Source organism: Sphaerisporangium sp. NPDC051011 (assembly GCF_040653595.1).
Classification (GTDB): Bacteria; Actinomycetota; Actinomycetes; order Streptosporangiales; family Streptosporangiaceae; genus Sphaerisporangium.
Map to the genome: position 1 here is coordinate 1 of NZ_JBFAGG010000029.1, position 14,708 is coordinate 14,708.

Genomic DNA, 14,708 nt, shown 5'->3' on the forward strand with positions numbered 1-14,708 from the left:
GCGGATCGACGTACAACACCGCGTCGGGCAGACCGTACTTGCTGATGATCCGGGTGGCGGGCAGGTTCTCGATCAGCACGGCGGGCGCCGACAGACCCGACCACGCCGCCCGAGCCGATGAGCTCACCGCCGCGGCGGAGCGTCTGCGCCCGCCGTGCTGATCGAGAACCTGCCCGCCACCCGGATCATCAGCAAGTACGGTCTGCCCGACGCGGTGTTGTACGTCGATCCGCCCTATCTGGAGTCCACCCGCGCGGGCCGGGACCGCTCACGCTGACGTGATTACACCCATGACACCTCCACCGAGTCCGAGCATCGTGAGCTCGCCACCGCGCCGCAGGCCACGTCGGCCACCGTGCTGCTGTCGGGATATGCCAGTCCGCTGTACGACGAGCTGTATTCCACCTGGCATCGGCTGGACCTTCCGGTTGCTCGCCCATCAGCGAACCACAGCAGCCGAGATCGCCATGCCGTCGAGGTCATCTGGTCTAACCAGCCGCTCACCGACCAGTTCGATCTGTTCGCCGACCCTAACCAGCCACAACAGACATGGCGTGACGAAACTCTCGACCGCGCGGGTGGATGTGACGAAACCGCGCGGTGCGTCGTCTGCGACAGCTCGGTCGAGCGCACCGCCACCGGACGTCCTCGCACATACTGCTCGCGCGCCTGCCAACAACGGGCCTATCGGGCACGTTCGGCCGCTGATCTCCTTCCACCGGTCCACCCCACGCCGGCAGCCGGCCGGAGCCTGTCACCTGAAGGGCTCTGTCCCGTAATCGGTGGTGGCGATGAGTGATCACTGCCAGGCTGGGGCGTGCTAAAGATCGACGATCTTACGCGTGTAGTATTTGCGGGGCTGTCTGCCCTGGTCATCGAGGGTGTAAAGGACGAGGACGACCTCATTCGGGTCATGGCCCGTACTCGCGACGAGCCGGTACCGTGCCCGGTGTGCAGGGCGCTGACCGGTCGGGTGCACGGCTACTGCAGCCGGACGGTCACGGATATCCCCGTCGATGGGCGGCGGGTCGTGGTCTCGGTACAGGTACGGCGTCTGGTCTGCCGGGCACGGGGCTGCCCTCGGCAGACGTTCCGTGAGCAGGTACCCGGGCTGCTCGAGCGCTACCAGCGTCGAACAAGCAGGCTCACCGGCCAACTGGGCGCAGTGGTCAAAGAGCTGGCCGGCCGGGCGGGTGCTCGGCTCTCGGCGGTCCTCACCGTCGCGGTCTCAAGGTCCACGGCACTGCGACTGCTCATGCGGCTGCCGCTGCCACCGCTACGGATCCCGCGAGTGCTGGGTGTCGATGATTTCGCTCTCAAGCGCCGCCACCGCTATGCCACCATCCTCATCGACGCCGAGACCGGCGAGCGGATCGACGTGCTGCCCGGCCGCGGTACCGAAGTCCTGGAAACCTGGCTGCGATCCCACCCCGGGATAGAGATCGTCTGCCGCGACGGGTCGGGCGCCTACGGCGAGGCGATTCGACGTGCCCTGCCGGATGCAGTGCAGGTCTGTGACCGGTGGCACCTCTGGAAGAACCTCTGCGACAAGACCCTCGCCGAGATTCGTTCCCACAGCGCCTGCTGGGCCACGGTCAACCCGTCCCGGCCCGCCGGCGTCCGCGAACAGACCACCCGCGAGCGTTGGCGGCAGATCCACGACCTGCTGGACAAGGGCGTCGGCCTCCTGGAGTGCGCCCGCCGCCTGAACCTGTCCCTCAACACCGTCAAGCGCTACGCCCGCACCCGCGAGCCCGAGGTCTTGCGCCGCGCTCCGCGCTACCGGCCCACTCTCGTCGATCCTTACCGCGATCACCTGCGAGAGCGGCGCGCCGCCGACCCGGCCGTTGCAGTCCTCCAGTTGTTCCGCGAGATCAAAGAGCTCGGCTATGCCGGCAGCCTCAACCTGCTCTACCGCTACATCACCCAAGGCCGGGCCGAAGGAGAGCGGCCCGTCATCACCCCGCGTTGCCTAGCCCGTCTCCTGCTCACCCACCCCGACCGGCTGCGTGATAGCGACACCCGGCTGTTGCAGGAGCTCACGGCCGCCTGCCCCGAACTGACCGCACTCGCCCAGCATGTCCGCAGCTTCGCCGAACTCCTCACCCCAGCCGAAGGCAACGACACCAAGCTCACCGCCTGGATCACCACCATCCGAACCGCTGACCTGCCCCACCTGCACAGCTTCGCCAACGGCCTCGAACTCGACCGCGACGCCGTGAACGCCGCCCTCACCCTCACGCACCACAACGGCCGAACCGAAGGCGTCAATACCCGCACGAAGAGGATCATGCGACAGATGCACGGCCGCGCCGGGTTCGACCTTCTGCGCCACCGCATCCTGCTGCAATGAAGACCACTCAAAGCCACCACCGATTACGGGACAGAGCCACCTGAAGTGTGTAAAGATGATCTCTGAGAGGTGGAGAGTCTTCTTTACCTGATTCGCCCGGGATAGGCGATGTCGAGTTCGATGAGTGCTTCGCGCCAGCCGATGGTGCGTTGTCCCTCGATGAGGCGTGCGGAGCTGGCCGAGGTGGCGGTTTTGCCGGTCTTGGCCTTGTGGGCTGCGCGTTCGCGGGCGCGTTTGTCCTCGATGTTGATGATGGCCAGCCACAGCAGCTTGACCACCGCGTCGTCGCTGGGGAAGTGGCCGCGGGCCTTGGTGACCTTGCGCAGCTGGTAGTTCAGGGACTCGATGCCGTTGGTGGTGTAGAGGAGTTTGCGGCCCGGGGCGGTGAAGGCGAAGAACGGGGTGAACCGGTCCCAGGCGGCCTCGAACACCCGCACGGCCTGGGGGTACTTGCGGCCCCACCGGCCGGAGGCGAACTCGGCCAGGGCGTCGAAGGCGTGCTCGGCGTCGACGGCGGTGTAGATCTTGCGGAGTTCGGCGGCCACGGCCGCGGTGTCGCGGCGGGCGACGGGGCGCAGCGCGTTGCGGATGAGGTGAAGCCGTAAGGAATCAAGTTGGCGTGTCACCGTCGTGGGCTGCTGACACCGCGGCCAGAAGCTCGGTGGCGCTGGTGAAACGACGCGTGGCCGGCGTGGGAATGTAGCCGTCCTGCTTGAGCTGCGGCAGGACATCGTCGATGGCGTTGCGGATGGTGCCGCGACTGACGCCGAACAGGTCGGCCAGCGTTTGCTGGTCGCAGAGTTGCCGCTGGGCCAGCACGGTGGCCAGGATGCGGTCGGCGTCGGTGATCTTCTGCCGGAAGACACCGCGGCGGGATCCCGGGAGCCGTTCGCCGCCGCGTTGATGGTGTCGGCGTCGCTCGATGGCGGCGTGGTAGGAAACCGCGGTCCGCTCGACCATGGCGTGGAAGTGATCACGTGGCATACCGGTCAGTTCGGGATCGGACAAGGCCTGGGAGATCTGCATCCGGGGGGTGACTGCACCATGGTCGAACCAGTCGCGTAGGTCTTGGGCGCGGGAGAAGTAGTGCGGGGTCTGCGTGATGGTGATCTGCTGTCCATCCATGAGAGTCCGCGTTTGCCTGATCGCCTCGCCGATGGTGACCGGGTTGGTGCTGAGCAGATCGACCAGGACTTTCTGGGAACAGACTTGGCGCAGATAGATGACGCTGACCAGGACGCGGTCGGCGTCCGTCAGCAGGGGCTTGCCGTGGGCTCCGGGTGCTTTCAAGCGTCGTCGGCCCCGCTGCTGGAATTTGCGCTGCTCTGCTTGGGCGGCTTGCGCGGGCGCCAGCCGTTGGCAGAGGGCCTGCAGTTCCTCGGCGTTCATGCCGGTCAGCCGGGGGTCGGCCAGCATCGCCAGAGCTTGGGCTCGGGACTGTCGGCGATCGGCGGCGGTGACGGCCTGGCCGCCTGGGCCGGTGGGGGCGATGGTGTAGTTCCAGACTCCCCGGTGCTGGTGGGGTGTGATCGGCAGCGAGCGGAGGTACTCCCGGCTGACGGAGATGCCGATCGGGTAGGCGCCGGTGTCCAGTTCGGCATGGACGTGCAATCCGGTGCGGGTGCGCGTGGCCGCGATGCTGTTCACGACGACCTCGTGGCTGGTCAGCGGCCTGCCGCGCCAGTTGAGGGTGATGTGGGAGAACAGCCGGTGCTCGATCTTGTTCCATTTGGAGGTGCCCGGCGGGAAGTGGCAGACCGTCACCGTCAGGCCGGTCTCGGCGGCGAATGCCGCGAGCTCGGCCTTCCATAGCCGGTAGCGGTAGCTGTTGGAACCACCGCAGTCTGCGGTGATCAGTAATCGGTCAGCGGCCGGGTGGTCCAGACGGCCGCGCGAGCGCCACCAGCGCCGGATCGATTCCACCGCGAACACCGAGGTGTCGTGATCGGTCCCCACGTTCACCCAGCCGGAATCCTGGGTCAGGTCGTAGATGCCGAACGGGATCGCCACCTCCACATCCGGGCCGATGAAGTAGAAGCTGTGGTCCTCCACCTTGACCGGATCGCCTTTCGGACGCCACTGTCGCCCGGGGTTCGGCAGCTGTCCGAGTTGCTCCTTCTTCTTGGCGTCGATGCTGATCACCGGCTGCCCCGCCGTCTGGTGCTGCTTGACCTGCTCGTTGAGATAGCGGAACTGGGCGTCTCGATCGGGGTGCTGCGTGCCCTCCAAGGTCTTGGCATTGGCCTGCAGACTGAAGCCCTGCTCACGTAGCAGCCGGCCGACCGTCGGCGCGGAGATCGCATGCCCCTGACGGGTCAGCTCTTCGGCCAGGTTGCGCAGCGACTTGGTCGTCCAGCGCAGGGGCGACATCGGATCACCGCGCTCATCGGGCTCCACCAACGCCAGCAGCGCCGGGATCAGAGCGGGGTCAAGTTGCTCAGCCGGCTTACGGCCGCCGCCGGGCCGGCGGGCACGGCCGTGAGCAAGCGGATCCTCGCCGGCCTCCAGTTCGAACACCCCGGCCCGCACCGTGGTCTCGGACACTCCGGCCATGGCCGCCACGGCACGAATCCCGCCATGCCCGAGCAGCCGCGCTTCCTGCGCCAGCACCAGGCGCCGCTGACGCTCGTTCAGATGCGGTAAGAGCACCTCGAATTTCCGCGCGAGTTGATCGCGGACCTCGCTGGAGATCGCCATACCAGAGCAACGAGCCCAAGATCAGAAAGCAACGCCTTATTTCTTGACAGCTTCGGTGGACCACGCAGGTTTGGACGGTGGTGTGGGGGAAGGCGTGGTGGATGGCGTCTTCGAATCCGGCAAGGCCGTCGCAGCAGGCGATGAGGATGTCGCGGACGCCGCGGTTGCGCAGGTCGGTGGTGACCGAGGCCCAGAACCGGGCGCCCTCGCCGGCGGTGGCGGCCTCCAGCGGTGTTTTGGCGAGCCAGATGCCCAGCACGTGCTTGTCGCCGTCGGTGTCGATGCCGACCGCCAGGTAGGCGGGTTTGGAGGCCACGGTGTTGTTGTCGCGGACCTTGACCACGATCGCGTCCAGGAACACCACCGGGTAGACCGCCTCCAGTGGCCGGGTCTGCCAGGTGCGGGCCTGGTCCATGACCTGGTCGGTGATGTTGGAGATCGACTCGTGGGACAGTTCGGTGCCGTACACCTGGCGCAGGTGGTGGCCGATGTCGCGCACGGTCATGCCGTGCGCCTTGATCATCGGGGTGAGGCCGACATTGCAGGCCTCGCTGATCAGCAGAGCCACTAAGGATCGGGGCAGGTCGTGCATGCGAGTGGACACCTCGGCCAGGTGCACATAGGCGTCCAGGAACCCGGTCCAGGAGTGCACCTCCGACAGCAGTTCCGGCAGGTCAATGCGCGGCAGCATCGCCTGGCAAGCCGCGCGCAGCCACTTCAACGACGGGCTCTCGCCCAGCGCGCCGAGCTTCTCCACCGACAAGCGGGCGTGCCCGTCCGGCGGGGCGACCACCCGGACCAGGTCGTCATCGCCGGCTTCTTCGAGACGGCCGGCCATCTGCCGCCACGCCGCGTCCAGCGCCAGCAGCTTGGCGTCCAGATGCGCCTCCACCGGGTCGGTGAGCGACAGCGAGGCGAGCACGTCCTCGCTGATCGCCTCCCACGCCTTGCCGTCCAGCAGGTGGGCACGCGGATCGGCCCACCGCAGCGACGGCGCGGCGAAAACATCCCGGACCTGCAGCGCCCGAAACAGCCCCTCCAGAACGCACACCACATAAGCGTCACGATCCACCGCACCCTTGGCCAGGTCGGGGTTGGCGAACACCGGCCGCTTCCAAGCCGCCGTCACCAGGGACGCATCGATCTCCTTCGGCGCCAAGGGCTTGCGGGAGACGTGTCGGCGCGCCAACTCCGGCAGCCTACGCACCGCGGCCAAAGCCTTGCGGCCGCCGGCCGCCGCACCCAGGGCCTTCGACTCGCCCAGCAGCTTCAAAAACGGGCGGACGGTGTTGTACTTGTCGACCAGCGCCGCCTCGGCCGCGCCGTCGTCCTCCGGCACCAGCTGGTCAACCTGTTCCAGCGCGGCCACGACCTGCTCCTTGCTCGCCCCGGCCTCCGCGATGACGGCCGTCCACAGCCGCAGCGACATCCAGGTCGGCGCCCGCCTCGGCGACCAAGTCGAGCTGCTCGACCAGCACCCGCCCCGCCCGGGACAGGAGCCCGGAGGCCTTCTCCAGCTTCGGCAGCATCGCCAACCGCTCGCCCGAGGACTTGCGGCGCGCCGGCGAGATCAGCCGCGAGGCCATCAGCAGCGCGAACAGATCGAGCGCGTCGTCGATCGCCTCAGCCTCCAGCGACCGGGTCACCGCCAGCAGCGTCGCCGTCTTCCTCGGCTCGTGCAGACGCGCCAGCAGCGGCGCCTTGCTGCCCGCCCCGTACTTGGCGAGCGTCTTCATCCGCCGCACCGGCACCTTGTCGACACGCACCCGCCCCAACCGGAACCGGGCCAGCCACCAGCCGTTCCAGCACCGTCACCCCAGGCAGCAGCACCCGATGCCGCCGCAGCCACGCCACCGACCGATCGAACAACGCCGTCGGCCCCTCGGCATGCGTCCACGCCCGGCCGTGCAGGAACGTCAGAAACCGCTTCGCCAGAACCCGCCCCTCCCACGACTCCCGGTCGTCGAAATCGTGGTAGCCGTAGGCGTCCCGGATCATCCACGCGTGCTCATAGGCCGTCCCCAGCCGTTCCCCATACCTCTTCACCTGCGAGGGATCACCGATCCCCAGCTGCTCGGCCAGATAGTCCACCACCGGCCACGGCACCGCCAGCGGATCTTCCAGGAACAACCCCTTGTACCGGACCGTCCCGATCTGGACGGCAACGCCCAGGCGATGCGAGTCCTGGCGTGACTTCGCGATCACATCCCGATCGAACGCGTCCAGGAAGAAGAACTTCTCCAGATCCGACAGCGACGGCAACTCCTCGAACGCCGTATACGCCCTGACCTGGCCATCAGACAAAAACCCCACAGGCACGGACGATAACGGTAGACACGTCACTGATCAGCGTCAAAGCGACGATCGCCCCAGATATCTGGATCTCGAACCTGAACCGATCACACACCGAAGCCCGACGTCGCGCTTCGCCCAAGATCATTCTCACCGCCAACGGCTGTTCCTGGGTTCCCCGACCCCGAAAGCGGCCACGGGCCGCGACCAGGACTTTCTCGATCCGGGTCCGGCCCGGCGGCTCGATCTTCCTCGCCCGGCACTCAGCCAGCAGGGCCTCGCGCTGCCGGTCCTCCGTCAGTTCGACCGGGCACACCTCCGCAGCCAGCCATGCCGTGAGTTTTTCCTCGTCCGCGAGCGTCGCCGGTCGGAATCCCAGTGCCTCGCGGATCTGCCTCCAGTGCCGTTTCGCGCCTGCCAGGTCGTACTTCGCCAACTCGACCGCCGGTACCTTCACCGCCCGGCGAGGTACTCCACCGCGGGCTGCGGAAACTCCTCGAGGAACTCCGGGAACCGGGCTTCGATCTCGAAGAACTTGAGCATGAGGCAGAAGCCGAGCCGGGTCGGACCGGACTTGTTCGCCACCAAGTCCCAGTCGCCGTCCACCAGCGTCCAGCACGCCACCAAGTCTTCCGGTGACCACTCCTGCCGCACATCCGCCCCTTGCCGTCGACCTCTCAGGTGTTCACCCGCCCAGCTCAACGACTTGCCCGAAGGCGGGAAACGGCGGACGCGACCACTACCAGAACCTACTGGCCGGTTACTTGTTCCCTGGTGTCCGGGCTAGGACTACGGGGCCGACTAACCGAGCCTCGTGTTCCCGGCCAGAGCAATCGTCGCGTGCGCCAAGCTGTACACGACTTGACCAGGGATTTTCGGTTGAGATCGAATCACATTGACCCGTCTTTCGGCTAATGGGATCATCAGGTTCAGGAGGGAAGCCCTCCGATCCAGGGTTACGGATCTGGCGCAAATCACGGGAAGGGAAAGAAAAGTGCGCAACCTCTTATTAGGCATTTGCGCTGCGGCTCTTGCGGCGGGGACTCTTCTCACAGTCTCTGAGCCGGCCTACGCCACGCGGGGCAGTTGCTCGACTTCGACGGGAACGAGCGGGAACAGCAAGTACGTTAACGGCCGGTGCAACGGTGATGGTGAGCGATTCCAGGCCTGGGTGCAGTGCAGAGATCACACCAACTCAAGCCACTTCTACACCAACCAAGGTAACTACGGGTACGCCGGAACACAGGAATCCACCGCATTTTGCTACCCCTACGACACCATCTGGTCGTACGGAGTCGGATGGGTCTAACTCTTCTACACGGCCCCCCGCTCGGGTTCGTGCGACGAGCCCCAAAGTAGAGCGTTGCCGCAGGCCACAGCGGGTGACGCCGTCTCCGCGGCTGTACGCGAATGGCTCGACCGGCAGTAGCCGACCGCCGTACCGGCAGGGTCTCCCCGAGGCCCTGCCGTACCGCACTCGACCAGCACAATGCCAGCACGGCAGCATGCTGATATGCCAGCACAAGGAATGCGGTCAGGTGTCTCATCGATCTGGCGCGTGATCGTGGAACCGGCCTTGCGGAAAAGCGGAACAGCGGTACCCGTCGGTGACAAGCGCCCTGGTGCGGGTGGCTGACCGGACAGCAGCACACAGTTCTGTCTCAGCGCGGGCCCGCTGAGCTGGGGAAGAACCTGCCCGGAAATTGGATGGATCGCGGGGTGTCCGGTGCGCCACCCTTCGTCCCATGGAACTGATCGCCGAAGCGGTCGAGCTCACCAGGAACGCCACCTACGCCGGCGACTACGACCAGGCGTGGCAACTGGTGCTGAAGGCGACAGAGGAGCCGGGAGGGAGGTCCCCGGCGTGCACCCCCCGCATGATCGCCCGGGCGGTGCCCCATCCGAAGCCCGCGGCAAGGGCGCGGTAGGTGAGCAGCGCGCCGCGGTGCCGCTCGTCGAACCTGCGGTAACCGGCCGGTGTGCGCGGGGCGGGCGGCAGCACCCCGGCGTCGGCGTAGTTGCGGATCTGCTGGGCCGAGACGCCCACCAGCCGCGCCAGATCGACCGGACGCAGCCCCTTCCCCACCACCGCGGCTTTCACCCGGGAGTTGAGGGTTCAGTGTTCATCCCCCCAGTGTAGGCGGCTGGACATGCGTAAAAGTCTTCACGATTACTTTAATGAGAGACTTGAAGGCATGAAAGTTGCCGACAACGACGGCGAATCTTCGACCCCCGCTCGTCACATATCCGCGCCACACTCCGGCGACGCCCTTTCCCCTCCGGGCCCCCGTCCCCCCGCTACCGGCCTGCTCCGCGGGCCGGGCCACGCCGCCGCGGACGGCCACGACCTCATCCAGGTCCGCGGCGCCCGCGAGAACAACCTCACCGGCGTCTCCCTGGACATCCCGAAGCGGCGGCTCAGCGTGTTCACCGGGGTCTCCGGCTCCGGCAAGTCGTCCCTGGTCTTCGACACCATCGCCGCCGAGTCGCGGCGGCTCATCAACGAGACCTACACCGCGTTCATCCAGGGCTTCATGCCGAGCCTCAACCGCCCGGACGTCGACTCGCTGCGCAACCTGAGCGCGGCGATCATCGTCGACCAGGAGCGGATGGGCTCCAACGCCCGCTCCACCGTCGGCACCGCGACCGACACCCAGACCATGCTGCGGATCATGTTCAGCCGCGTCGGCACCCCCCACGTGGGGCCGCCGTCCGCGTTCAGCTTCAACCGGGCCGAGGGCATGTGCCCCGAATGCGAGGGGCTGGGCAAGGTCTCCGACATCGACGTCGACGAACTGGTCGACCGGGAGCTGTCGCTGAACGACGGGGCCATCAAGGTGCCCGGGTTCGCGGTGGACACCTGGTACTGGCAGCTCATGGCGGTGTCGGGGTTCTTCGACCCGGCCGTCAAGCTCAAGGACTACACCCCGGCCCAGTGGGAGGACTTCCTCCACAAGCCCGCCACCAAGGTCAAGGTCGGCGCCAACAACCTGACCTACGAGGGGCTGATCACCAAGGTCCGCCGCCTCTACCTGGCCAAGGACCGCGAGTCGATGCAGCCGGGGGCGCGCGCGTTCGCCGACCGGGCGGTCAAGCTCACCCGCTGCCCCGCCTGCGACGGCGCGCGCCTCAACGAGGCCGCCCGCACGGCGACCATCGACGGGCGCACCATCACCGAGTGCTCGGCCATGCAGATCAGCGACCTCGCCGCGTTCGTCGGCGCGATCCGCGACGCCTCGGTCGGGCCGATGCTGGACGCGCTGCGCGAGACCTTGGAGTCGCTGGTGGACATCGGCCTGGGCTACCTGAGCCTGGACCGGGAGTCCTCCACGCTGTCGGGCGGCGAGGCGCAGCGCGTGAAGATGGTCCGCCACCTCAACTCCAGCCTCAGCGACGTCACCTACGTCTTCGACGAGCCCACCGCCGGGCTGCACCCGCACGACATCCAGCGGATGAACGAGCTGCTGCTCCAGCTGCGCGACAAGGGCAACACGGTGCTGGTCGTGGAGCACAAGCCGGAGACGATCGCCATCGCCGACCACGTCGTCGACCTCGGCCCCGGCGCCGGCACCGCGGGTGGCCGCATCTGCTACGCCGGCGACCTTCCGGGCCTGCGCGCGTCCGGCACCCTCACCGGCCGCTACCTGGACCACCGCGTGCGGCTGCGCGAGAAGGTCCGCCCGCCCTCCGGGCACCTGCCGATCACCGGCGCGTCCCTGCACAACCTGCGTGACGTGAGCGTCGAGATCCCCCTCGGGGTGCTGACGGTCGTCACCGGTGTGGCAGGGTCGGGCAAGAGCTCGCTCATCCACGGGTACGTCGCCGGGCGCGACGGCGTGGTCGTCGCCGACCAGTCGCCGATCCGCGGCTCGCGCCGCAGCAACCCGGCCACCTACACCGGGGTGCTCGACCCGATCCGGACGGCGTTCGCCAAGGCCAACGGCGTCAAGCCCGCCCTGTTCAGCGCGAACTCCGAGGGCGCCTGCCCGGCCTGTAAGGGCATCGGCCTCATCTACACCGATCTGGCGATGATGGCCGAGGTCGCGTCGGTGTGCGAGGAGTGCGAGGGCAGGCGCTTCACGCCGGAGGTGCTGTCCTACACCCTGCGCGGCAAGAACATCAGCGAGGTGCTCGCCATGCCGGTGGCCGAGGCCCGCGAGTTCTTCACCACGGGCCAGGCCCGGGTCGTCCTCGACCGGCTCGCGGGGGTGGGGCTCGGCTACCTGGGGCTCGGGCAGCCGCTCACCACCCTGTCCGGCGGCGAGCGCCAGCGGCTCAAGCTCGCCATCCACATGGCCAGGAACGGCACGACCTACGTCCTGGACGAGCCGACCACCGGGCTGCACCTGGCCGACGTGGACCAGTTGCTGGAGCTGCTGGACCGCCTGGTCGACGACGGCAACACGGTGATCGTCATCGAGCACCACCAGGCCGTGATGGCCCACGCCGACTGGATCATCGACCTCGGCCCCGGGGCCGGGCACGACGGGGGGCGGGTCGTCTTCTCCGGAACCCCGGCCGACCTGGTCGCCGCCGGCACGACCCTCACGGCCGTGCACCTGCGCGACTACGTCGACCACCCCTAACCGCCCGAGCCGGTCCGGACCCCCGGCGTCGTTCGCGGCGCTGAGCGGCGATCACCCGGCCGCCGGGGGACTCCGCCCGGCGGCCGTCACCGGCCCGCAGGGCGTCGCGCCGGGTGAGGGGCGGGCCCCGTGGAGGGAGGCCACCACCGAGAGGTCTTGGAGGTGCTCATCCGCGCCTCCAAGACCGACCAGGACGCCGTCGGCGAGGTTGTTAGCAATTGCGGCGCGGAGTCACGAGCAGCGCCGGACCCCGTGGGCATCGGGCAGCTTTTACCTTGTCACGCTCGTTGTGACTGTGCTGGTTCTTCTCTTGGCCGGTCGAGGCCTGCCGCTCTGGGCCCTGCCGATTGTCGCTGTTGCCGCTGTCATCGGTGTGGCGGCTGTCGGCGCCATGCAACTCAGGCATGACCAGAGGCTGAGTGAGCGCAACTTCTTGAAGCTGATGCTGACGGTGCCGGCTCGTCTACCGTCACTGATTCGGTCACCGAAGGCCGGCCCTGACGGCCGATCGTCAGAGTAGGGGTCTCGGCGGTCGATCCGGCGTCGGCACGAACATCGCGCTGCGACCGAATCCGTGTGGCCGCCGGTACAGGTACCCGGTCGGCGTCACGTAGCGGAGGAGCGCGTACGGAGAGCAGGAGCCACCTCACGGCCTCACGCTTTTGGGGAACCCGGTCCAGCGCAGGTCGGCCGGGAGGTGGCTCATGTCGTTGAACATCACGATCGTGGGCGGCAGGCCGGTACGGTACTCGATGATGGTCAGCGCGGTGTTGGCGCTGTTCAGCCCGAGCCACCGGGACGGCGGCGCATCCAGCGCGTGCCGCACCAGCCAGGCGATCGGGTAGGCGTGCGTCACCAGGACCTCGTGTGTGTCGGGCCTGGTCTCCTTCGTGGTCGTGTCGGGGACCTTCGCGAACCGGGCGACCAGAGCCTCGGCGAGCCTCTGGCCCGAGGCCGCCTCGGCGTCGTCGTAGCCGTCGAAGAAGCCGGCCCAGGACGGGGGTGTCTCGGCAGCACCGGGGACGTAGGGCACGTGGTCGACGAGTTCGGCGGCCTCAGCCACGGGCACGTCCGGCAGATACCGGGCGAGTTCGCGTGCGCTTGCCACGGCGCGCGGCAGCGGAGAGTGCCATACGGCGTCGACCGGTACGCCGGCGAGTCGTTCGCCCAGCAGGCCCGCCTGCCGGCGCCCGACGTCGGTGAGCTCCCCGAACGCGTCGGCCGCGCCGTGGCGTGCCAGGTAGAGATGTCGCGTTGTCATCAGCAGTTGGGGGCGCGGTGCCCGTGCGGGACCGTTTCCCCTCTCCTTTCGATCCGCAGGTGCGGGTTCGGCGGCGGGATGCCTGGGTGGGGTCAGCCGTTGGTCTGGCAGTCTCCGAGGAGACCGTGCGCGGCCGGGGCGGCGCGATCGTCGTCGGCGAACGGGGCGGGGCGGGTGCCGTTGCGACTTGCCGACGTTCTTGCCACCTCGGCGGCGTGCGGCTTGTGGGAGTGACTCCCGGCCCGGGACGGAAGTGATCGGTCAGGCGTTGGTCGCCGTGACGGTGCCGGTGGTGCCGTCGATGGTGATGAGGGTGTCGTCGTGGAGCCTGATTGTCGCGTTCGGGATGCCGAGGACGGCGGGGATGGCGTGCTCGCGGGCGACGATCGCGGCGTGGGAGAGCACGCCTCCGGTTTCGGTGACGACGCCGGCGGCGATGCGCAGCAGCGGTGTCCAAGCGGGGTTGGTGAAGGGGCAGATGAGGATGTCGCCCGGGCGCACGCGCGCGAAGTCGCCGGGGCCGCGGACGATCCTCGCGGTGCCGGTCACCGTCCCGTGGCTGCCCGGTGTTCCGGTGAGTATGTCCGAGGCACCGGAAGGCGATGGCGGCGGGGGTGCTGCGGTGACCGGCCGTGCTTGCAGAACCCAGGTGCGGCCGTCGACGATCGCCCACTCGATGTCCTGCGGTCCACCGAATACGGCGGCGATCTCCTTGCCCAACTGGGCGAGCCGCGTGGCGGTCGCGTCGTCGATCGCCGGTCGGTCCCGGACACGGGTGGGCACGTCGCTCATGACGAGCCGCTTGCCGCGCCGGTCAAGGCGGGTCCGTTTGTCCGCGACGGCGCGGGTGACCGACCCGTCCGCGGCGACGCGGTAGGCGTCAGGGGTGACCGTGCCCCCGACGACGCTGGGTCCGAGGCCCCAGGACGCCTCGATCTCGGTCGTATCTTTCGGGTCCGCGGGTGTGAACATGACCCCGGACACCTCGGCGTCCAGATGGCGTTGGACGATGACGGCCATAACAAGATCGTCGGACGGCCGGTCGTCGCCGCCGGCGGCAGCCCGGTAGTGAACGGCACGTGGGGAGAACAGCGACGCCCAGCAGGCACGTACGGCATCGGCGACCTCGCTGACCCCGTGCACGGCGAGAAAGCTCTCGTGCTGACCGGCCGCCGATGCCTGACCGGTGTCCTCGTTCGCCGCCGACGATCTCACCGCCACGGGCGGATCGCCGAGCTCGCCGAGTGCGCGTCCCAGCGCGTCGACCACGGTGGTGTGGACCGGGCGCGCCTCGATCGCCTGCCGCGCCGCGTCGAGATCGTCCGGCTCCCCGGCGAGCCGCCCGAGGTCCAGCTCGCGGACGGCGGCGAGGTAAGCGGCGAACGGGACGACGAAGCCGTCAGGAACCGGCAGGCCCGCGCGGAGCAACGCACCGAGCGTGCCGGCCTTCCCCCCGCAGGTGTCGGCGACAGCCGACATGAGGGGTATGATCATCCGCCCTACCCTTCAACATATTGTT

Annotated in this window: 12 protein-coding genes and 1 pseudogene; 3 read left to right on the forward strand and 10 right to left on the reverse strand. The window is 68.2% G+C overall.

The features are described from left to right. Positions 1–154: 154 nt before the first annotated feature. Together AB0H21_RS39120 and AB0H21_RS39125 are read left to right on the forward strand one after the other, a co-directional pair. The gene (locus AB0H21_RS39120; RefSeq protein WP_358526849.1) at positions 155–277 is read left to right on the forward strand and encodes a hypothetical protein; all 123 of its coding nucleotides are present in this window, start codon (positions 155–157) and stop codon (positions 275–277) included. A 549-nt stretch (positions 278–826) separates the two neighbouring features. Further along, entirely contained in the window at positions 827–2,353 is a 1,527-nt protein-coding gene (locus tag AB0H21_RS39125) for an ISL3 family transposase (protein WP_358526926.1), read from the forward strand. Between the two features lie 83 nt (positions 2,354–2,436). Here the strand turns inward: AB0H21_RS39125 and AB0H21_RS39130 are convergent, their stop codons facing one another. From AB0H21_RS39130 to AB0H21_RS39165, 8 genes and pseudogenes are all read right to left on the reverse strand, one after another. Further along, complete coding sequence (locus tag AB0H21_RS39130) at positions 2,437–2,979, reverse strand: transposase (protein WP_358526851.1); 543 nt, start codon at positions 2,977–2,979, stop codon at positions 2,437–2,439. Further along, the gene (locus AB0H21_RS39135) at positions 2,963–5,050 is read right to left on the reverse strand and encodes an ISAzo13 family transposase (RefSeq protein ID WP_358526852.1); all 2,088 of its coding nucleotides are present in this window, start codon (positions 5,048–5,050) and stop codon (positions 2,963–2,965) included. Before AB0H21_RS39135 ends, AB0H21_RS39130 begins: the two co-directional genes overlap by 17 nt. A 55-nt stretch (positions 5,051–5,105) precedes the next feature. Continuing rightward, positions 5,106–6,479 (reverse strand): annotated as a pseudogene (locus AB0H21_RS39140) (transposase); the annotation flags it as partial. Beyond that, positions 6,397–6,696 (reverse strand): hypothetical protein, encoded by a 300-nt coding sequence (locus tag AB0H21_RS39145; protein WP_358526854.1) that lies wholly within the window; start codon positions 6,694–6,696, stop codon positions 6,397–6,399. The gene AB0H21_RS39145 and the pseudogene AB0H21_RS39140, both read right to left, overlap by 83 nt. Continuing rightward, positions 6,674–7,369 (reverse strand): DUF4158 domain-containing protein, encoded by a 696-nt coding sequence (locus tag AB0H21_RS39150; protein WP_358526856.1) that lies wholly within the window; start codon positions 7,367–7,369, stop codon positions 6,674–6,676. Before AB0H21_RS39150 ends, AB0H21_RS39145 begins: the two co-directional genes overlap by 23 nt. Next, entirely contained in the window at positions 7,347–7,799 is a 453-nt protein-coding gene (locus AB0H21_RS39155) for a DUF4158 domain-containing protein (protein WP_358526857.1), read from the reverse strand. Before AB0H21_RS39155 ends, AB0H21_RS39150 begins: the two co-directional genes overlap by 23 nt. Next, positions 7,796–7,996, reverse strand: a complete 201-nt coding sequence (locus tag AB0H21_RS39160; RefSeq protein WP_358526859.1) for a DUF4158 domain-containing protein — start codon at positions 7,994–7,996, stop codon at positions 7,796–7,798. The genes AB0H21_RS39155 and AB0H21_RS39160 overlap by 4 nt, the downstream gene beginning before the upstream one ends. A gap of 1,147 nt (positions 7,997–9,143) precedes the next feature. After that, positions 9,144–9,443, reverse strand: a complete 300-nt coding sequence (locus tag AB0H21_RS39165) for a MerR family DNA-binding transcriptional regulator (protein WP_358526860.1) — start codon at positions 9,441–9,443, stop codon at positions 9,144–9,146. Positions 9,444–9,537: 94 nt separating this feature from the next. Between AB0H21_RS39165 and AB0H21_RS39170 the strand changes: the two genes are divergently transcribed. Further along, positions 9,538–11,928 carry an excinuclease ABC subunit UvrA gene (locus tag AB0H21_RS39170; RefSeq protein WP_358526862.1) on the forward strand — a complete coding sequence of 797 codons (2,391 nt, stop codon included), beginning with the start codon at positions 9,538–9,540 and terminating at the stop codon, positions 11,926–11,928. Positions 11,929–12,574: 646 nt separating this feature from the next. On the opposite strand, the gene AB0H21_RS39175 is transcribed toward AB0H21_RS39170, so the two are convergent. Both AB0H21_RS39175 and AB0H21_RS39180 read right to left on the reverse strand, forming a co-directional pair. After that, entirely contained in the window at positions 12,575–13,189 is a 615-nt protein-coding gene (locus AB0H21_RS39175) for a histidine phosphatase family protein (RefSeq protein ID WP_358526864.1), read from the reverse strand. A 261-nt stretch (positions 13,190–13,450) separates the two neighbouring features. Continuing rightward, positions 13,451–14,668 (reverse strand): PEP/pyruvate-binding domain-containing protein, encoded by a 1,218-nt coding sequence (locus AB0H21_RS39180; RefSeq protein ID WP_358526866.1) that lies wholly within the window; start codon positions 14,666–14,668, stop codon positions 13,451–13,453. Positions 14,669–14,708: the final 40 nt, after the last annotated feature.